Consider the following 19,184-nt stretch of genomic DNA (forward strand, 5'->3'; position numbering starts at 1 on the left):
TACTTCAAGTTCCGTTTTTCGGAACTTCAGTACCGTTTTTCAGTTATATTTGGATTTTAGCACGAGATGATGAATTGAACAACAACATTGTCAGAATATTTGACATAGTCATTATTTTTATTTGGATAATACTCCCTTATTTTATTTGTATTTTCTATCTATAGCCTTAATATAATGCAGCTTCTTAATGCCATTGGACACAGTAAATAACTAGGTTGTCAGAATAATTACTAGTTCAAAATAATCAAAATGAAATTTTCATTGTAATCGTTTTCAAATAGGTGCTATATTTCAATTGTAGTCAATTTATGCAAACGATTGCAAAAAAAGGGGATGAAACGATGAAAGGGAAAAAATGGACAGCTTTAGCTCTAACACTGCCGCTGGCTGCTAGCTTATCAACAGGCGTTCACGCCGAAACCGTACATAAAGGTAAATCTCCAGCTGCAGATAAAAACGGTGTCTTTTATGAGGTGTATGTAAACTCTTTTTACGATGCAAATAAAGATGGACATGGTGATTTAAAAGGTCTTACACAAAAGCTGGACTATTTAAATGATGGCAATTCTCATACAAAGAATGATCTTCAAGTAAACGGGATTTGGATGATGCCGGTCAACCCTTCTCCTAGCTATCATAAATATGATGTAACGGACTATTATAACATTGATCCTCAGTATGGAAATCTGCAAGATTTTCGCAAACTAATGAAAGAAGCAGATAAACGAGATGTAAAAGTTATTATGGACCTCGTTGTGAATCATACGAGCAGTGAACACCCTTGGTTTCAAGCTGCGTTAAAAGATAAAAACAGCAAGTACAGAGATTACTATATTTGGGCTGATAAAAATACCGATTTGAATGAAAAAGGATCTTGGGGACAACAAGTATGGCACAAAGCTCCAAACGGAGAGTATTTTTACGGAACGTTCTGGGAAGGAATGCCTGACTTAAATTACGATAACCCTGAAGTAAGAAAAGAAATGATTAACGTCGGAAAGTTTTGGCTAAAGCAAGGCGTTGACGGCTTCCGCTTAGATGCTGCCCTCCATATCTTTAAAGGTCAAACACCTGAAGGCGCTAAGAAAAATATTGTGTGGTGGAATGAATTTAGAGATGCGATGAAAAAAGAAAACCCGAACGTATATCTAACGGGTGAAGTATGGGATCAGCCGGAAGTGGTAGCTCCTTATTATCAATCGCTTGATTCCCTATTTAACTTTGATTTAGCAGGAAAAATTGTCAGCTCTGTAAAAGCAGGAAATGATCAAGGAATCGCCACTGCAGCAGCGGCAACGGATGAGCTGTTCAAATCATACAATCCAAATAAAATTGACGGCATTTTCTTAACCAACCATGACCAAAATCGCGTCATGAGTGAGCTGAGCGGCGATGTGAACAAAGCAAAATCAGCTGCTTCTATCTTACTTACGCTTCCTGGCAACCCGTATATTTATTACGGTGAAGAAATCGGCATGACTGGTGAAAAGCCTGATGAGTTAATCCGTGAACCGTTCCGCTGGTACGAAGGAAACGGACTTGGACAAACTAGTTGGGAAACACCTGTATACAATAAAGGCGGCAACGGCATGTCTGTAGAAGCACAAACCAAACAAAAGGACTCTTTGTTAAATCATTACCGTGAAATGATTCGCGTGCGTCAGCAGCACGAAGAGTTAGTAAAAGGAACGCTTCAATCTATTTCAGTAGACAGTAAAAAAGTTGTTGCTTATAGCCGTACGTATAAAGGCGACTCCATTAGTGTGTATCATAATATTTCAAATCAACCTGTAAAAGTATCTGTAGCAGCGAAAGGTAAATTGATTTTTGCTAGTGAAAAAGGTGCTAAAAAAGTCAAAAATCAGCTTGTGATTCCGGCGAATACAACGGTTTTGATAAAATAATTTAAAACACCCTTTACGTGATTACTTGGTAATTACCTAAAGGGTGTTTTATTCCTCCTATGCTACAACTGTCGTACTCGCTCATCCGCCCTGCCCTCTTTTAAAAATAGTTACATGATTGATATAAGGTCTGTTTAGTTAATAAATTAGACCTTTTTGGACAAGCAAAAAGCAATTTACCTTTATAGCCGATATGTCATATTCAATTTTAGTTAAAGTAATTCAGGTTCCCGCAATACAAAAACCTTAGAAATCCATAGATTCCTAAGGTTTTTATATTCATGTTTCTTTTCATTCGTCATAGTAGCCTAACTTAATATCCAGTAAATATTGACAAGTCCATACCTTAACAAACTAAGTACATTCCATTAAATATTACCTTTTATTTATTCAATCGGAAGTAAAGTATCAACCACGATACTGTTTACAGCATTGATATACGCAAATGCACTTGCTTTCATAACATCCGTATCTGTTGCCTTGGCAATATACTTTTCGTCTTTGTATTCCACTTGGATCTTTACTTTTCCCAATGCTTCCTTACCTCTTGATACACTGCTAATATTATATTCGATCAATTTAATATCTAAATCACTAATTTCTGTAATAGCTGAATACAAGGCATCAATCGGGCCAGAACCGACTGCACTACTTTTCAATATTTGATCACCCTTTTTAATCTTCACACTTGCAGACGGGAAATTTGTATTACTAATCACTTGCAAATCGATTAGTTCATAAAAATGATGACTATAGTGCATTATATCCTGATTATGAATATCATTTTTCGCATAATAATTCTCAACGATGACATATAAGTCATGATTATATACTTCTTTTTTTGCATCTGCCAATGCAAGGAAAGCTTCAAATATCCCTTCAAATTGCATGTTAGTCATCCCATTAAAGCCTAATGATTCAAGGGCATTTTTCACCGCATGACGTCCAGAACGGGCGGTTAAAACAAGTTCCATATCGTCTAAACCGACTTCAATTGGGCTAATGATTTCGTAAGCATCTCTTGCTTTTAATAAGCCGTCTTGATGTATACCTGAAGAATGAGCAAAAGCATTATCACCTGTAATAGCTTTGTTTACTTGTACATCTAATCCCATTAAACTACTTACCAATCTAGATGTATTCATGATTTCTTTTGTATTAATATTTGTGTACGCATTATAAACTGATGAGCGCGTATTAATTGCCATGACGACCTCTTCTAGTGCAGCATTGCCTGCACGCTCACCAATGCCATTTATCGTACACTCGACTTTATCTGCCCCATTTTTAATTGCAGCTAACGTATTCGCAGTTGCCATACCAAGATCATTATGACAATGGACACTTAAAAGCACTTTATCATTCAAATTTTTCAAGCGATTATTTATTTTAAAGATTAGTTCACCAAACTCTTCTGGCTCGGCATAGCCAACTGTATCGGGCACATTAATAATGGTAGCTCCTGCCTTTACAACAGCTTCAATCGTTGCCCATAAATATTCAAAATCGGAGCGAGACGCATCCTCCGTTGAATATTGTACGTCTGGTAGAAGTGTTTTTGCATATTTTACTGCATCAACACCAAGATCTAAAATTTGACTTTTCGATTTTCCAAACTTCTTCTCCACGTGAATGTCTGAAGCGCCTAAAACTATATGGATTAACGGTTTTTTAGCATATTTCACACTATTATAAACAGCATCAATATCAGCCTTTACTGCTCTTGCTAACGCTGTAATGATCGTTTCGTCTGTATTTCCTATTTTCATAGCAATTTCTTTCACAGCATTAAAATCACCAGCTGAAGATGAAGGAAAACCAGCTTCGATAATATCGACTTTCAGCTTCTTTAGTTGCTGTGCTACTTCTAGTTTTTCATACAGGTTCAGCTTAGCCCCCGGAACTTGCTCGCCATCTCTTAAAGTCGTATCAAACATCCAAATTTTTCTCGTCATTTCAGAAACACTCCTTTGTCATATTAATGTATAAAAAAAGCCCCGTCTCTATAAAAACATAGAGACGAGGCGTTGCTCGCGGTACCACTCTAATTGATCAATCATTACATAATTAACCCACTCATTTTCGGCAGCTATCACCACCTATCTTCATAACGGTAGAAAACCGACATCCCCTACTTATAATATTCAGGGAGTAGCTCTTGGATGAGTTCAAAGGCAATAACTACCGATTCTCACCAACCATCGGCTCTCTGACAAGTTTATATATCCTTCTACTATTTCCAATCTTTGCTTATCATTATTTGATTACATGCAATATTATATCTATCTACTCATTTTGTCAACGTAGTTTTTTGAATAAAAAAATAATTCTTAATATAAAAATAACTATTTCTTAAATCATTAGTTTGCACATAAACATCTACTACCTTTGAGTAGTGTTTAAATTATTTACTTAAAAATAATTTTGTCTATTACATACTTTGTAGAAAAAGTTCATATTTTTCTACAAACTATATAAAACGATTATAAAAGTTCTGTGCTAGATCAAAGGCGATTTTATATGGTTTTTAAACCTAAACTGACATTGAAAAACGTTCGTTAATTAAGTTTAATTTTCGTTCACAAAGATATTCTTTTTTCTATTCTGAGACCTAGCATGATGGTAACCAAAAAGGAGCCTTTATACGAGATTTCTTTTTTCTTCATCTCGTATAAAGGCTCCACCATACTTTTAAGTTAATTAATTTCTATTATGCGTATTTATTTCTAACAGCATCATCCCACATAAGCAGAATCTGTTTTAGCTCATCTGTTTCAATTAGACAATACGCCTTTTGACCTTCTTCAGCATATTCATTCACAATTTTTGTTACATCATATTTAATTTCTATAGTACAGGCATTTCCAGTTAATTCTTCATAAGAAGATTGCTTTGAAAGTACTTTATCAATTAAATCTAGCCATAATTTCGATCCATCTTCTTGTACATCACTTGATAATAAATCTATAACTAAAAAAATTTCATCAGGTACATTTATCATAAGCATTCCCTGGTTATCTTCATAGATTTGAACATTATATTTCATTACTGGTTCCCTCCTCTTTCTCTTATTGGAAAAGCAGTATTTATCTTTCCTTCTGAATTTATATACATCCTAATTGTTAAACCCTCAGAAGTCCTTCCTGCATATAAACCTGATTGACGGTTAATAATGCGTTTATTTTCATAAGCTTCGTTAATTGCATTAAGAACTTGAGCTCTGTTCCAATCCTTTGGAAAAAAGTAGAAACAGGTATTTTTTCAATACCATTCACAGAAACTTTTGCACGATAAATTCCTCTGCTGTCAGGAGGGTCTATTACCTCTACAATTTTCCCTCCGCCCATCATACTTTCGTGATGATAACCTACTGCTTTTTGGCGTCGGTTCACTTGTCTACTTTTACCTTTGAAAAATTAGTTACGGAATTTAGTTCATCAATCTCTAATATTCTTGCCTCATTTTTTCTAACCAAGTTAAAGCATATATTTTTAAAATGTTTTTCATCTATTTTATTCGGCTTCTTATCTATTGAATTATAAAAGCCAGTTATTCCATTAGGGAGGTTCATTAAGTCAATAACTCCTTTCGGGATGCTTAGATACGTATATTCTATATCTATAAGGCATTCAATTCTAGTTACCCTAACAGGTATTCTAGGAATAAGGAGGTGAAATTATAAAGGTTTCCATTGCGAATCTTTCATATCAAATTTATTTGGGCTTCTTACAAATTTTAAACTTTCCTTATCACAGGCTCCGTATTTTACAAAGTTTTGTTGTGCTTGTCTCAATGATATAACATTTGCTCCACCCTCAAAGTCAGGATCTTGAAATTGCACGCCATCATCTTCCCAAAAGCATATTTCACAAATATCAAAGGTATCTGGTGGTTCTTCATCTAGTGTTTTGTATCCGCAGCAAGGACACGTATAGTTACCATTCATAAACTAACTAACCTCGTTTCATAATCCTATATACGTAAGTCACCATAATGTGCGTTTTCGGAACACATCAAAAAAGAACCCTTGCGAAATTGGGGTTCTGATTAAAATTCCTTTTGTGTCGTATGCAGCATTTTGCAACCATATAGCTACTGAATTCTAATTAATGGTTATTGTAAGTTACTTTTAACATGTAATAATAAATTTATAAATTCCCAAATCGCTAATATCACGCCTAATATTAACAAAAATAAACAAATTGAAGAGAAAAGTTGTTGTATCAATTTCACATCACTTTGCTCCTTTAATTAGATAAGTCCCGTATCACTTAGGTCTTTTATAAAACAAGTTTTTTCATGAGCAGTATGAAGTAGAAATAATATCACGACTCATTTTTATTTCTTCTCACCTTGTAGAAGATGAAGCATAAAAGGGGAATAGCGACTAATGGTAGTACGATAGACAAGTGTTGATGTAACCAAATTAACACTAATTCGATCCCAATTTTTTGGTTAAACTTATAAACCATAAAAGTCCAACCGCCCGAATATAGGGAAGATGCTAAAAAGTTAGCTAGCAAGTATTTTTTTATCGGAAACTTTAAAATTCCGGCTATATAATGAATAGGGTGTCGAACTCCAGGTACAAAAAAAGCTAACATAATCGCCCCAGCCCCAAAATGATCAAGTAGCTTTTCAGCTTTTTGTAACCATTTCTTCGCCATCCATTTTTCAATTAGAGGCACCTGTCTAAAGAATCTTCCTACTAGAAAGAACCATAGAAAAGCTATAAAGAGTGTAATCCAAGACGATACCCACACTACATAAGGGTTGATGCCCTTAGAAGCCCAGATACCGACTTGAGTTAGCATTAGAACATCATCAGAAATAGGCGTAAACATAATTTCTACTGCCAATCTAATTAGTTCATAAATCTTCATAAATGGTCTCTTTCTCCTTCGTATCTTGGTGCAAAGGCAAAACAACATACATCGTTATCTTGTTTTGCTCGCTTTCTGCCCATATTTCGCCTTGATGAAGTTCAACAATTCGTTTGGCAATGGAAAGGCCAATTCCCGACCCTACGACTTTGCTAGAGCGTGCTTTATCCATTCGATAAAACTTATCAAACAGATGGCTTAATTCTTCAGAAGCAATTTGATCAGTTGTATTAGAAATACGTGCAATGACTTGTTTTTCGTTAGTATAGAGGACTATCTCAATATCTCCACTTTCATGACTGTATTTTTCAGCATTCGAAAGTAAATTATCGAAAACGCGAATCATTTTCTCAATATCTATGGAGATAAAAACAGCCTCATCAGGAATCTCTACTTTTACGGAAAGCCCACGATTTTCAAACATGGGAGTATACTCTCCTACAAGCTGATATAACACCCCACTTAAATCGACTTCTTGAAATTGCATATCTACGTCAGGTAGAGACAACTTCGTATATTCGAATAGTTCATCCAATAAATTTTTCAATTTGAATGAAATACCGTAGGTGGTTTGAATGTATTGCTCCAGCTCTTCACTATTTTTATACTGTTTATCTTTCAAGAGTGTTAGATATCCAATAATAGAGGTCAATGGAGTTCGTAAATCATGCGAGAGATTTGTAATTAATTCATTTTTGGCTTGTTCCACTTCACGTTCTTTTTCAAAACGTTGCCTCATTTGTTCGGTCATCCAATTGATGTTTTTAGCTAAGAATGACAGTTCATTTTTTCCTTTCACCGGAATTGAATACGTCCAGTCCTTGTTCACAATCCTGTTGATTCCCTCTTCAATCTGCTTAATGTACCGTGTAATAGGCCTTGTCCATAATAAAAACAAGACAAAAAAGATGAGCACACTACCTCCAAGTCCCATATAGACTTGATAAATATATCTATTCGGACTGAAAATAGGATCAAAAGAAGGTCCTTCAATAACGAGGTATCCGATATCACCTTGAAGGGAAAGGAGCGATATAAAAGAAGAATAATGTGTATTAAATGATTGATTACCCGTAGATTCAGCTGTAAGCTTTTGTTTGAGTAAATACTTTATATTGGTACTTTTTATTTTTTTGTTATTTGAATGAAAAAGAACGTCTCCTTTGGCATTTGCTACTAAGAACCCTAAGTTAGGATGAGCATCCGTTATAGGATTTAGCGTTGAAGCAATGTTATCTATATCATCTAAGCTCATGTGCTTCCCTTCGATTGAATGAGTGAGCTGAACAAGGAGCTTTCTAATAGTCTCTTCCTCTTTTTGTTGCTCTATTTGTTGGTTACGGATATCCCCAAATTGGGGATTTATGAAGATAAAAAGAAAAAAGCTAAGGATAGATACAATCAAGGAGATAATAAAAATAAGGAATAATTTTGTGTTCAAATTGACTGATGGTCGTCCAATTTTGTCTGCATTATTTCTCGTTTTCATGCTTTATAGCCTACGCCCCATACAGTCTGAATATAGATTGGCTTTTTAGGGTTCTCTTCTATTTTGTCTCTAATTTTTGTCATATGGACCATAATCGTATTATCCGACTTATAAAAAGGTTCTTTCCATACAGTTTCATAAATCTGTTGAATACTAAATACTTGTCCTTGATGCTGAAGTAATAAAGAGAGAATTTGAAATTCTTTAGGAGTTAAACGAACCTCTTGATCTCTTACAAACACTTCATTTGTTCTTCCGTCCACTTTTAAGTCTCCTTTTTCTAAGAAGTGGGAAGAAACCTCTCTTTCAGGCGCCATATAATATCGACGAAGTTGAGATTTTACACGCGCCATCAGTTCTAATGGGTTAAAAGGCTTCGTAACATAGTCTTCTGCTCCACTGGCTAGGCCGTGAATTTTATCCATGTCTTCTGATTTAGCCGATAAAAAGATAATAGGCATGTTATATTCCTCTCTAATTTTTAAGCACGCATCTATCCCATTCATCCCTGGCATCATCACATCTAGAATAATCAGGTCAATTTTTTGTTTTTTTAACATATCTATAGCTGTTGCAGCATTCGGTACATCTACTACTTGATATCCTTCATTTTTTAAATAAATGGACATAAGATTTCTGATTTCGTCTTCATCGTCGACAATAAGGATGGTTCTTTCTGACATGTTTCTTCACTCTTTCTATTCTTAAATTCAATATAAACTAGAGAACATGAGTAGGATTAGTTATTACATACGAATACATAAGCTGGTGGAACATTTCTATACACTTTTTCATACTGAATCGTAGTAAAAAAAGATTCAAAGAAAGAGCGTTTTACTTTCGAATATTGGAATGTAATGAACTTGCCTTCTGGTCCCAGCAAAGATCCTGTCTCATTTAAGATCTGTGTAGAAATAGTTCCTGGTAAGCTTGTAAAAGGCAATCCAGATACGATATAGTCTACTTTTTCAATGCCATATTGTTTTAAATAGTCACTTACATTCTCAGCAGAGTCATGAATAATGTACACATTCTCGATATGTCCATATTTCTTCTTTAATATGTTATAGAATGTTTCATTGGCTTCTATCGCTAAGAAAATGGTGTCTTTCCGTTTATTTTGAACAATTTCTTCTGTAAATACGCCTGTTCCTGGACCATATTCAATGATACACGTTATTTCCTCAAATGGTATAGGCCTCATCATTTTCTTAGCTAATGATTTAGAGCTAGGCATAATAGCTCCAACTGCACGCGGGTGTCTCATATATTCTTGAATGAAATGCATGGCATTCATGTATTTCTCCTCGTTTCTTCAGGTGATAGGTTATAAACAGTAGTTTAATGCTAAAATCTTAATACGATACGAGGAAAAACCTTAACAATTCTTAAGAAATACTTATGAAAAGATAACTTTTATAAAGAATCTGCAAATAAATGTTACATGCTGGTCTTAAGAAAGGGGTGCCGCTAGTTCTTTTCCTTTAAGAACTAACGGTACCCCTTTTTGATTTTATAACTGTTAACATAAAACGTGTTATCGGAAATTATTTAAGAAACCTATTCTCATTTCTCCGTCATGATAAATTTCTATTACGTATTTATTTTCTACATAAAGAACAGTGTCACTACCTACAGCTACAACATCGTCATATACGCTTAAGATGTTCTCAAAGTTTGTCTTTAGTACAGGAAAATTGTTTGTACTCCAATATATCTCAAGATCATCGTCATTTATTAAGCTTTTTACATCTTCTAAATAAGTAATTACGCAGTATTTATCAAATTTATCCCATTCTATCCTTCCGTAAAATGTGAATGGAATCTCTTTTTGAAACGAGTAATATCTTTCTTCACTTTTTTCAGGAGAATAAATAATAACGCCTTTACCTAAGGCATTTACACATTCTGAAAAAAGAGGCCCTTTATCTTCTTTTTTCTCTAATTCTTTTCTCTTTGCCAATAGAAACTCTAATCTTTTTTGTCGGTCTTGTTTTTTCATCATACAATACCTTTCTTCATATTCTTGTCTTATTTGGAGGTTAAAAAATAGTTAGTATGAGATGAGATTCTAGTTATCGTAACTGGGATTATAAGAACCATTAGCTATTATAAATAATCTATGGGATTACTGTTTTGAACGTAGCCATAAACTTTTATAACATCATCTTTTGTTTCTCCTGGTATGTTAATTGTTCTAAGTATATTTATCACCTGATCCTTCTCTTCTAAATTTTCGACCTTTATTTCTAACCACTCAATGTTTTTATAATTACCTTTGAAATGATAAAACCAATCTCCATCCCAATTACTTATATACTTAGTTTTGAAATTCTGTATTCTCCAAATTGTATTTATAGAACAATCGTTCATTGTATTTCTAATTTCTTGCCATTTAGTGTTATTCATTACTGATTGATATTCATAAGAACTCATGAAAAACTCCCCCTTAGTGGCCCTAAGTGCGTTATTGGTAGTAGGTGTGCTAAAACTTAATGTCTATCCACTTTCCATTTACGAATTCCTCATAAGTCCCCCATTGAGGATTACAAGTATTTATAGCTTTAATTCTTACTGGTTTAATAATATCTTCCTGACAATCCTTAGTTGGATTTGGTACATAAATCCAGGAAGCTATACTATCTTTTTCTTTTGAAAATTCCTTGCTAAAAAAGTCTTCAGCTTCTTGTAATGTTTCAAAACTATAGTCTATGATTGAAGGTACATCATCTGACGTATTATAAAGAAACATATTTACTTCATCTTTGATGTCCACTATCATAACTTTCTTAATGTCATTTATAGGCATATCTAATATTATGTATTTTCTCATTAAATCTCCTTACTAAAGGTGTATAGCTTATATATTTTATGTTCCTTCTAGGAATCTGAAACCTCTTTTAGCACAACTTTAAATTTGGGTCTAAATACTAAATCCATAATCATTATAAAACGGTCAATTCCTTGATCTATAAATAATCGAATTGCTTTATTTTCTTTATTATCATTCACGATTTCGACCTTTGTAACCGACTCGAGACTGTAGTAAAAGATTTCATCGTCTTCTAAATCCGTTACTAAAAGCGAGAAAGAATTATAGAATGGTGAGATTTTTACTTCAAACTTGTTTATTTCGTTCGCAAAGATAAAAGTGGACTCATTGTACAAAAAGTTCTCATTTTGGTCCTTTTTAAGTGGAATACATTCAAATAATGACATAAAGTCTAATTCTTCGGGACAATCTCGCATTTGTTTCCTCCTTGGTTGAAACTATCTATTTAAATAGATCCTTTTACATAGTATTAAAAAACAAAAATTCCTCATTTATTTTCCCATATACTTTAATACTCTTCAATTACCCTATGTATACTCCATACAAAGTTAGTTTACATAACGGGTATTATCGGAAATAAAAAGCCCTAAGAAAGTAAATTTTCTAGGGCTTTAAAACTTATAAAACTACTCGCTTTTCCATTCTTTAAAACGTTCATTAAGCTTGTTTTTTACGATATTATAGTTATCCAACGTATCATTTACTTCATAAACAGAGCTAACATCAGGAAATAGCTCTGCATAGTCTTCAAAATATGTTCCTGAATCATAATAATCTTTTGTAAAATCATTTCCTTCTTTACTTAACATGTCACTAGCTAGTACGCCATCCCAATTCATATATATTTCGGTTCCTGATACCTGACTTTGTTTAAACTTTGTTATTTCATTAGAAGACACTTCTTTAAACTCCTTGCTATACAAGTTGTTATCTATAATCCAACCTAAATACATTCCTGTATGTACAAATCCTTGATCTTCATCCAATCCTTCTGGAAAATCACCTTCATAATGCCATTCTGCTTTATCATAAGCCATCGTCATATATTCTCCTTCTTCTTTATCTTCCTCTGCTAGACTTGGTTCTTCATTCCCCTGAAAAATTAAAAAAACAAATATTATTAGTAATGTGCTTTTCAGTTTATGCAATCTATTTCTCCAATCTAATAAACTCTTGAAGATATTATATACCGATGAAATTTAAATGGATATACTTAACATAATGTGATTTCTAAAAACAAAAAAAGCTTGAACTGATTAGTCCAAGCTTTTTTTTATACGTCGGTAAAGGAAAAATCCTATTGCTGCTCCCAGTAAAGCTATAACCACACTAAAGCGAATTAGAGGAATAATAAAATCAATAAGATCTAAATATGTTGTTTCTGTTGTACTATCATCTACCGATACAACCTCTTTATATGGAACTATTAAAACCCCTAATGATACTCCTAAGATCAATCCATAGGAGAAACCTTTTTCTATAAATTTTAACAAGCAACTTGCCCCTTACTATTATGAATTTAATTACATACAATGAATATTTTAACTTAATTTTATAATGGATACTATATACAAATCTAGTCGCCATAATCAAGATTATCGGTACAAAAGCATATCTTACCTTTTGATTATATGCTTTAATAAATAATAATTAATACTTTACGTGCGAAAGTGAGAATATATGGACTTAGAAAAAGAACAAGTAGATTACGTATTTCATGATAATCAAAGGCCTGATATTACCTATGATCTAAAAAATACAGAAAGCTCAGTTACTAAGATATGGATTCAAGGAAACACTAAAAATCTTTCGAGGTTGAAAGAACTGTCTGAGATCAAAAAAATATGGATTGAGTTTGTTAACCAGAAGGAATTCAATAAAATTATTGATTTTATTAACCCTGAATCTCTCTATATTTATGATATGAGAGTGGAAGATTTATCTGGATTAGAAACTTTAACAAATGTAAAAATTCTTGGGTTAGAATCCAATACAAGAGCCTCAAAGCTATGGGATTTAAAAGCTAATCCATCATTAGAGTCTTTATTGATAAGGGGATTCACCAAGCTTACTGACATACAAAATTTAAAGTATGGATTAAATCTAAGGATATTGGAATTAGAGGGGAACAATTCAAATCAATTAAAGCTCGAGAATTTACAACCAATAAAGTACCTTCAAAATCTAAAGTACTTAGGCTTATCTAATATTAGAATATTAGATGAATCTTTAGAACCTATTTCATTTCTGAAAGGCTTAGAATTATTAGAAGTATCTAATCAATTTCCAACTGAAGAATTTGCAAAACTGTCTGTCTTATTACCCAATACACAATGTAATAAATTCAATCCATATTTTAGATTGACTTATCCAATTGATGAACTCGATATTATGGTAGTTGGTAAAAGAAAACCATTATTAAATTATAAAAGAGATAAAAAAAAGTTGGACAAATATAAGGAGAATTTTAAAAAGATACAAGAAGAATATTCTACTTACATCGAAAATGGAGACGAATAGAGTATATAAAACAAGTTACCATAATGTAGCTTACCGGAAACCTAATGAAATATATATAATAGCTAAATAAAGTTATAATAGACCATAAATATAAAATAAGGTGAGATGTATTAATGATTGACTTTATATCTGATTTCCTTTCAGGTGGGGTAGGATTCAGTACGGGTGTTTTAGATACAAGGAAAATTGATAGTAATATTAGGTTACTAAGGAAAAAAGAATGGTTCAAAAAGATTTATGAAAATAACCAATACTATTCACTACTTATCGGAAATAGAGAAGTCAGAGCTTACTTACAAAGTAATTTCCGTGTTAAAAGAATGATTCGTAATGAGAAATCTCAAGCAAAGTTCTTATTGCTCTTAAATAAAAAGTTGAAGATATAATTACTAAGACATAGAAGTTAAGTCGGGTAGGCAGGCACTCTCACGAGCGCCCGCCCCCCTAAGAACCGTACGTGACAGATTTCCCGTCATACGGCTCAAGCCTTCTTTTTATCCGAACAACTTGTTTATTTAATACATGGTACATGTACTAATTTAGCAAATTCACCTGTAGAAACCTCTAAGTTTCGTACTGTAACTTTCTCTCCATTTTGTAAAGTCTGCTTACACAATGCACAACGATATCCTTGTTTTCTTGCGAGTTTCATCCTATCCAATGTATTTTCATTATTAAAGACCTTACGGTCTCGTTTTTCCCAATACTCTCTTAGACTCAGATCATCTGGGCTGTTTTTATAGGCTACCATGACATGCCGTTCTATTTTAATCCAAGACATCTTTAACAATTGAATGTTAGTAAGTGGACATGTGAGAGTCCATTTATCATTCCCTCCATGGTTGGGCTTCTTAAAATAACGTTTAATAATCCATTTCCACGCCTTCTTTGGATGTAGTCGTTTAAGGTGTTTTGTTATTTTAAGGAATAAGTAATTATCCATATATCCAAACGTCTTTTTAGAAACGACATGTTTCCAATACTGTCCGTAACCACGAATAATTGGATTTAAAACACGTATTAGTTCTTTTATTGGGCGTCCTCTCATTAATGCGAACGTATCTTTTATCTTATTTTTTGCTTTTTTAATGCTGTCTCTGCTAGGTTTGATTAGTAGCTTATTACCTTGTTCCGTCTTGTATTGACGCAGCGAGAAACCGAGAAAATCAAACCCGTTCTCAATATGTGTAACTCTAGTTTTCTCTTTACTAAGTGTAATTCCTCGCTTTTGTAAGTAAGGAGTTAGTTTCTCATACATGCTTTCAGCCTTTTCCTTCGTTTCCGTTACGATGACAAAGTCATCGGCATAGAGAACACGTCCTATCTTACATTTTGGATCGATTGCGTATCCTCCGTTTGGTTTGTATGTCTTTTTATAAACAATACCAATTTCTTCTTCCATACCGCATAAGGCGATATTAGCTAGAAGGGGAGACACAATACCCCCTTGAGGGGTTCCTTCTGTTGTCGTACGAAGCATATCCTGCTCTATGTAACCCATTTTAAGCCATCTTTTGATGAGAGTGTTTCCTGGAAACATAGATGTTTGTTCTACTATCCAATCATGATTAAGATGGTCAAAGCATCCTAAAAAATCTCCCTCAAATACCCACTTTTTCTTACTATTCGTGTTAAGCTTATTAAAAAGATTACTTATAGCATCGTGTGTGCTTCGTTTAGGACGAAAACCGTAAGAAGTTGGTTCAAACTTGACCTCCCATTGTGGTTCGAGTGCGTTTTTTACTATGTTTTGATACACTCGATCTCGTATCGTGGGGATACCGAGAGGTCTCATTTTTCCATTTTTCTTCGGGATAAACGTTCGTTTTGCTGGCTTTGGACGATGTCGGAAGACATTACATTTAACTATCTGTTTATAAAGTTTGATACGTTCGCTTGGTTTTAAAGCCGTATAGCCATCTACACCAGGTGTTCGCTTACCGTTGTTTTGTTGTGTTACTCTGCGAATGGAAAGCAGCAGATTTGCTTTACTCCGTAGGAGTAAACGTTGAAGTTTCCTTACTTTTCTTTGTTGATTTTGCTGTTCGGCACGATAAATTCTTTGTCGTAACTTCGCTACATATTTTTGTATAATACTCCAATCAATAGAGTACCAATCTTTATGCGAGACGTGCGCCGACGCTCGTAGAGAGGTATTCATAACAGCACGCTCCTTTTCGTTAGAAGATAGCCACAAATTTATTTTCGTGTTGAAGACCAATGAGAAGTGGGCGCTCTTTCGAGCCTGTCATTGTCAATAGAGACGACAGTATCCGTCCAGTTATACAGTGTTTCTGCTTTCCTGTCCCTTTTCAGGGTAACGGCTTTCGCTTTTTCTCATATCCCATACCCTCTGCCACATCGTTTGACTTTACAGTCATCCTACTGCTTATGCAGATGACATAGGGCTTACCAAGTTCCACTTCCTACAGATGCGATAGGGGTAGGTAGGTTCTTTACTCCGGGCAAGATGCGGGACGCATCAGAGCAGCATTATGATTCTACTTTTCCTCTTGCCAAGACCCAAGCAAAGCTGTGCATTATCTTGAGCTAACCCTTACGAAGCTTACAAACCTTCACTTTCGTTTACCATACCTATCTTCTCCTAGCAGTATTCTGGACCATGCATTTGTCCTCTGTTTCCACATTTCCTCATGCAACCGACAGACTCGTTGCCAAGAATGCCGTTTCGGATGGAGATCATCTTCGCGTCTAGATGAGTAGCGTTAGCTACACTGTAAGAAAGCGACTTCTTGTCGCACCATAATCCAGATTATCGGTAGAAAAAAGAGTCCTTGTATAAGACTATACAAGGACTCTTTTTTTCAATCCCACCAAACTCCAAACACTTTATGATTAGGGTACAATTCCGGAGCAATAGGCGGTTTACCAAACATATAACCTTCTTCGATCTCGTCAGGTTCTAAGATTTCAACCCATTCCTCTACTTCTTTTAGATTAGCGTTCGATAGGATATATACTCTTTCCGAAAATGGCCAATATTCCTTGTCTTCAACTTCCATAATTTCAACAAGTACATCTTGTACATTTGGCTTATCTTTAATCTCAAGTAAAACAGAATAAAAAGTATCAATACCTGGATGCTCCATAAGGTTGCAACCAATAGAACCTTCGTCATCATTTCCCTCAAAAAACTCTTTGAGAGATACTAAAGGTGCAGTTTTTTCATCAGGATAGCCTTGTTCATATATTTTCTTTATCAAGTTATCTTTCATAGAATATCGCCACCTTTAAGCAATTATAACTATGAATATCATATACAATCTAAGTTTACATAACAACTCTTTCCGGAACACATCACAAAAAGGAACCCTTATGGGAGTAAGGGTTCAATCTAGGACGTCAATATACTTTATGCAGCTTTTTATACATCCTTGATTTATCAACGATGATTTGAGGAATCATAAGCAGGAAGATGCATAAAAAGCGCACCTTTTATTCATATGCTTCACACCCAAAAAATAGCATTTCAAACCTTGTTATGTTATACTTCAAGTCCGATAATCGTTCATCCCATATTGATGAACCCTTACTAAAAGAGCAACCCCTTTGGATAATGACGGGGTTGCTTTTTTAGTCTTCTACATTTTGTTTACTTCCTCTATAAACTTTTCTACGGCATATGGTCTTTGAGTAGGGTGAAAAGCAATTCCTATTTCTCTCCATACAGTTGGAAATAAAGGCACTTTTTTAGCTTTTTCTACATAATTGGGTAAAGCTTTTTCTGGAATTATTGTCCATCCAAGATTTTCTTCTACCATTGCAAGGATAGTAGCTATGTCATGAACCTTATATTTAATGTTAGGTTTTATATTATACTTTTGAAAAATTGAAGTAATGAGAGGTTCACATCCTCCTTTAGACATGATAAAGGGTTCTTCTACCATGTCTAATACCTCTACAACACCTTTTTTAGAACAAGAGTTTTGTACATTTATGATTGCAAATAGACGATCTTTGCTTACTGAAACGGTGCTGAATTTTGGTTGTGGCGTGCTTATAAAAGCAATATCTATTATTTTATTTTCTAACCATTCTACTACCTCTTGATCTGTACCTTCAAATAACACCACTTCGATGAGAGGATACTTACGTTGATAAGTAGCTAAAATTTTAGGTAAAACTTGACTCATCGCACTTGGAAAGCTTCCAATCTTTACTTTACCTTTTTCTAAATGTAACAATTGATAAGATTCTTGATGAATCTGGTCTATTCTAGATAATATTTCTTTACAGTGAGGAAGGATACGTTCTCCTGCTTCAGTTAAAGTAATACTGAGGCGATCTCTTGCCAGTAAAGATACTCCTAATTCTTTCTCTAAACTTATAATTGCATGACTAACCCCTGACTGTGTTATAGACAGAACCTCACTAGCCTTAGTAAATCCTCCTTCTTCTACAACTGAAATAAAAATTTTTAAATGGTTAATATTCATGAAAACACCTCATTTATATTATGAGTAAAATTAATTTTACTCATAATAATAACATGAATTAAGATAAAGATATTACATAATCGAAAGGGAGATATTAATGTCTTTTAAACATCTTAGTGCATTACTATTATTAGCAAGCTTCTGGGGATCTTCATTTTTATTTATGAAAATCGGAGCTCCTGCGTTAGGTCCGTTTTTTCTTATAGAAAGTCGTGTACTTCTCGCAACTATCTTTTTGTTAGCATATGCATTTATAATGAAGCAAAAACTTTTTTTAAAAGTACATTGGAAACAATACATCATATTAGGAACAATTAATGCAGCGATTCCCTTTGTTCTTATTGCTACATCTGAATTGTATCTTACGTCTTCACTAGCTTCTATTATTAATGCCACGACGCCCTTATTTACAGCCATTATATCGATTTTATGGATGAAAGAAACTAAGAGTTCTCGAACTTTTTTTGGTCTTATATTGGGGTGTATAGGAGTAATAATTCTCGTTGGTTGGAATCCCATTGCTTTTAATATGAAGCTAGTGATAGCTATAATGGGCTCTTGTTTAGCAGCCCTTTTTTATGGAATTGGTGGCGTATATAGTAAAATAGCCTTCCAACATACAAAAATAAAACCTTTAGAATTAGCTATAGGACAGCAGTTTGGAGCAAGCATTGTATTGATGCCGTTAGCCTTATTGTACCTTCCTAACCAATTGCCAAGTTTGTCCGTTTCTTTTTCTGTCTTAGGATTAGCTATATTTTCTACTGGTATTGGTTATCTTCTGTATTTTTACCTTATAAAAAACATAGGGCCTACTAAAACGCTAAGTGTTACGTTTTTAGTTCCTATTGTTGGAATCGTTTGGGGAGTTATATTTTTGCATGAACCAGTCACGGCTAGTACGTTTATAGGATTAATCACTATACTAATTAGTATTTTTTATGTAACGGACATAAAAAACATTTTCTTCAGGACAAATGAAAAAATATAAACTGTCTAGAATAAAAAACGTTCGTAAAGGTATACTTTTGCGAACTTTTGATTTATATAGAAAATCTATCATTTTCACCGTTCGTTTAAGTTTTGAAATATTATACG

Annotated in this window: 21 protein-coding genes and 1 other annotated feature; of the genes, 4 read left to right on the plus strand and 17 right to left on the minus strand. The window is 34.0% G+C overall.

The genetic code is table 11. The annotated features are described in order from the left end of the window. The first annotated feature begins 308 nt into the window (after positions 1-308). A complete protein-coding gene (locus tag MKX72_RS12475) occupies positions 309-1,904 on the plus strand; it encodes an alpha-amylase family glycosyl hydrolase (protein WP_049164696.1) in 1,596 nt (531 codons plus the stop codon). Between the two features lie 386 nt (positions 1,905-2,290). Here the strand turns inward: MKX72_RS12475 and MKX72_RS12480 are convergent, their stop codons facing one another. From MKX72_RS12480 to MKX72_RS12545, 14 genes are all read right to left on the minus strand, one after another. Continuing rightward, on the minus strand, positions 2,291-3,859 hold the full coding sequence (locus MKX72_RS12480; protein WP_049164699.1) for a 2-isopropylmalate synthase: 1,569 nt from the start codon (positions 3,857-3,859) through the stop codon (positions 2,291-2,293). A gap of 57 nt (positions 3,860-3,916) precedes the next feature. Beyond that, positions 3,917-4,160, minus strand: a binding site (T-box leader). Positions 4,161-4,614: 454 nt separating this feature from the next. Then, the gene (locus MKX72_RS12485; protein WP_049164703.1) at positions 4,615-4,950 is read right to left on the minus strand and encodes a hypothetical protein; all 336 of its coding nucleotides are present in this window, start codon (positions 4,948-4,950) and stop codon (positions 4,615-4,617) included. Next, positions 4,950-5,105: an EndoU domain-containing protein gene (locus MKX72_RS28320; RefSeq protein WP_098113182.1), complete on the minus strand. Its 156-nt coding sequence runs from the start codon at positions 5,103-5,105 to the stop codon at positions 4,950-4,952. Before MKX72_RS28320 ends, MKX72_RS12485 begins: the two co-directional genes overlap by 1 nt. Positions 5,106-5,580: 475 nt before the next feature. Then, positions 5,581-5,850, minus strand: a complete 270-nt coding sequence (locus tag MKX72_RS12495) for a CPCC family cysteine-rich protein (RefSeq protein WP_034266396.1) — start codon at positions 5,848-5,850, stop codon at positions 5,581-5,583. 379 nt (positions 5,851-6,229) lie between these two features. Further along, positions 6,230-6,787 carry a DedA family protein gene (locus MKX72_RS12500; protein WP_049164711.1) on the minus strand — a complete coding sequence of 186 codons (558 nt, stop codon included), beginning with the start codon at positions 6,785-6,787 and terminating at the stop codon, positions 6,230-6,232. Beyond that, the gene (locus MKX72_RS12505; RefSeq protein ID WP_162200726.1) at positions 6,774-8,042 is read right to left on the minus strand and encodes a sensor histidine kinase; all 1,269 of its coding nucleotides are present in this window, start codon (positions 8,040-8,042) and stop codon (positions 6,774-6,776) included. Before MKX72_RS12505 ends, MKX72_RS12500 begins: the two co-directional genes overlap by 14 nt. A gap of 230 nt (positions 8,043-8,272) precedes the next feature. Beyond that, positions 8,273-8,959, minus strand: a complete 687-nt coding sequence (locus MKX72_RS12510) for a response regulator transcription factor (RefSeq protein ID WP_033579080.1) — start codon at positions 8,957-8,959, stop codon at positions 8,273-8,275. A 56-nt stretch (positions 8,960-9,015) separates the two neighbouring features. Then, positions 9,016-9,573, minus strand: coding sequence for a class I SAM-dependent methyltransferase (locus tag MKX72_RS12515; protein WP_049164718.1), 558 nt, complete (start codon positions 9,571-9,573; stop codon positions 9,016-9,018). Between the two features lie 240 nt (positions 9,574-9,813). Further along, positions 9,814-10,281, minus strand: a complete 468-nt coding sequence (locus tag MKX72_RS12520) for a CDI toxin immunity protein (protein ID WP_049164723.1) — start codon at positions 10,279-10,281, stop codon at positions 9,814-9,816. A 104-nt stretch (positions 10,282-10,385) separates the two neighbouring features. Then, on the minus strand, positions 10,386-10,712 hold the full coding sequence (locus tag MKX72_RS12525; RefSeq protein ID WP_049164726.1) for a DUF6678 family protein: 327 nt from the start codon (positions 10,710-10,712) through the stop codon (positions 10,386-10,388). 49 nt (positions 10,713-10,761) lie between these two features. Next, on the minus strand, positions 10,762-11,109 hold the full coding sequence (locus MKX72_RS12530; protein WP_049164730.1) for a hypothetical protein: 348 nt from the start codon (positions 11,107-11,109) through the stop codon (positions 10,762-10,764). Positions 11,110-11,156: 47 nt separating this feature from the next. Beyond that, complete coding sequence (locus tag MKX72_RS12535) at positions 11,157-11,525, minus strand: hypothetical protein (RefSeq protein WP_049164733.1); 369 nt, start codon at positions 11,523-11,525, stop codon at positions 11,157-11,159. 210 nt (positions 11,526-11,735) lie between these two features. Then, the gene (locus tag MKX72_RS12540; RefSeq protein WP_049166365.1) at positions 11,736-12,152 is read right to left on the minus strand and encodes a DUF7832 domain-containing protein; all 417 of its coding nucleotides are present in this window, start codon (positions 12,150-12,152) and stop codon (positions 11,736-11,738) included. 213 nt (positions 12,153-12,365) lie between these two features. Further along, complete coding sequence (locus tag MKX72_RS12545) at positions 12,366-12,602, minus strand: hypothetical protein (protein ID WP_049164736.1); 237 nt, start codon at positions 12,600-12,602, stop codon at positions 12,366-12,368. Positions 12,603-12,789: 187 nt separating this feature from the next. Here MKX72_RS12545 and MKX72_RS12550 point away from each other — a divergent pair, with 187 nt between their 5' ends. Next, a complete protein-coding gene (locus MKX72_RS12550) occupies positions 12,790-13,629 on the plus strand; it encodes a leucine-rich repeat domain-containing protein (RefSeq protein WP_049164740.1) in 840 nt (279 codons plus the stop codon). A gap of 113 nt (positions 13,630-13,742) precedes the next feature. Continuing rightward, complete coding sequence (locus tag MKX72_RS12555) at positions 13,743-14,015, plus strand: hypothetical protein (RefSeq protein ID WP_049164742.1); 273 nt, start codon at positions 13,743-13,745, stop codon at positions 14,013-14,015. A 125-nt stretch (positions 14,016-14,140) separates the two neighbouring features. Here MKX72_RS12555 and ltrA read toward each other — a convergent pair whose 3' ends face one another. From ltrA to MKX72_RS12570, 3 genes are all read right to left on the minus strand, one after another. Further along, positions 14,141-15,790 (minus strand): group II intron reverse transcriptase/maturase, encoded by a 1,650-nt coding sequence (ltrA, locus tag MKX72_RS12560; protein ID WP_063248587.1) that lies wholly within the window; start codon positions 15,788-15,790, stop codon positions 14,141-14,143. A 664-nt stretch (positions 15,791-16,454) separates the two neighbouring features. After that, the gene (locus MKX72_RS12565) at positions 16,455-16,865 is read right to left on the minus strand and encodes a hypothetical protein (RefSeq protein ID WP_049164745.1); all 411 of its coding nucleotides are present in this window, start codon (positions 16,863-16,865) and stop codon (positions 16,455-16,457) included. Positions 16,866-17,231: 366 nt separating this feature from the next. Continuing rightward, the gene (locus MKX72_RS12570; protein ID WP_155008092.1) at positions 17,232-18,086 is read right to left on the minus strand and encodes a LysR family transcriptional regulator; all 855 of its coding nucleotides are present in this window, start codon (positions 18,084-18,086) and stop codon (positions 17,232-17,234) included. Positions 18,087-18,183: 97 nt separating this feature from the next. Between MKX72_RS12570 and MKX72_RS12575 the strand changes: the two genes are divergently transcribed. Beyond that, entirely contained in the window at positions 18,184-19,077 is an 894-nt protein-coding gene (locus MKX72_RS12575) for a DMT family transporter (RefSeq protein ID WP_155008091.1), read from the plus strand. The last annotated feature ends 107 nt before the right edge of the window (positions 19,078-19,184 follow it).

This window comes from Priestia sp. FSL R5-0597, from assembly GCF_038006305.1.
Taxonomy (GTDB): Bacteria; Bacillota; Bacilli; order Bacillales; family Bacillaceae_H; genus Priestia; species Priestia zanthoxyli.

Excerpts from the sequence above, each read along its gene's own strand:
- MKX72_RS12475 (WP_049164696.1), top strand. The coding sequence starts at position 309 with ATGCAAACGATTGCAAAAAAAGGGGATGAAACGATGAAAGGGAAAAAA.
- MKX72_RS12480 (WP_049164699.1), bottom strand. The coding sequence starts at position 3,859 with ATGACGAGAAAAATTTGGATGTTTGATACGACTTTAAGAGATGGCGAG.
- MKX72_RS12485 (WP_049164703.1), bottom strand. The coding sequence starts at position 4,950 with ATGAAATATAATGTTCAAATCTATGAAGATAACCAGGGAATGCTTATG.
- MKX72_RS12495 (WP_034266396.1), bottom strand. The coding sequence starts at position 5,850 with ATGAATGGTAACTATACGTGTCCTTGCTGCGGATACAAAACACTAGAT.
- MKX72_RS12500 (WP_049164711.1), bottom strand. The coding sequence starts at position 6,787 with ATGAAGATTTATGAACTAATTAGATTGGCAGTAGAAATTATGTTTACG.
- MKX72_RS12505 (WP_162200726.1), bottom strand. The coding sequence starts at position 8,042 with ATGAGCTTAGATGATATAGATAACATTGCTTCAACGCTAAATCCTATA.
- MKX72_RS12510 (WP_033579080.1), bottom strand. The coding sequence starts at position 8,959 with ATGTCAGAAAGAACCATCCTTATTGTCGACGATGAAGACGAAATCAGA.
- MKX72_RS12515 (WP_049164718.1), bottom strand. The coding sequence starts at position 9,573 with ATGAATGCCATGCATTTCATTCAAGAATATATGAGACACCCGCGTGCA.
- MKX72_RS12520 (WP_049164723.1), bottom strand. The coding sequence starts at position 10,281 with ATGATGAAAAAACAAGACCGACAAAAAAGATTAGAGTTTCTATTGGCA.
- MKX72_RS12525 (WP_049164726.1), bottom strand. The coding sequence starts at position 10,712 with ATGAGTTCTTATGAATATCAATCAGTAATGAATAACACTAAATGGCAA.
- MKX72_RS12530 (WP_049164730.1), bottom strand. The coding sequence starts at position 11,109 with ATGAGAAAATACATAATATTAGATATGCCTATAAATGACATTAAGAAA.
- MKX72_RS12535 (WP_049164733.1), bottom strand. The coding sequence starts at position 11,525 with ATGCGAGATTGTCCCGAAGAATTAGACTTTATGTCATTATTTGAATGT.
- MKX72_RS12540 (WP_049166365.1), bottom strand. The coding sequence starts at position 12,152 with ATGACGATGGCTTATGATAAAGCAGAATGGCATTATGAAGGTGATTTT.
- MKX72_RS12550 (WP_049164740.1), top strand. The coding sequence starts at position 12,790 with ATGGACTTAGAAAAAGAACAAGTAGATTACGTATTTCATGATAATCAA.
- MKX72_RS12555 (WP_049164742.1), top strand. The coding sequence starts at position 13,743 with ATGATTGACTTTATATCTGATTTCCTTTCAGGTGGGGTAGGATTCAGT.
- ltrA (WP_063248587.1), bottom strand. The coding sequence starts at position 15,790 with ATGAATACCTCTCTACGAGCGTCGGCGCACGTCTCGCATAAAGATTGG.
- MKX72_RS12565 (WP_049164745.1), bottom strand. The coding sequence starts at position 16,865 with ATGAAAGATAACTTGATAAAGAAAATATATGAACAAGGCTATCCTGAT.
- MKX72_RS12570 (WP_155008092.1), bottom strand. The coding sequence starts at position 18,086 with ATGAATATTAACCATTTAAAAATTTTTATTTCAGTTGTAGAAGAAGGA.
- MKX72_RS12575 (WP_155008091.1), top strand. The coding sequence starts at position 18,184 with ATGTCTTTTAAACATCTTAGTGCATTACTATTATTAGCAAGCTTCTGG.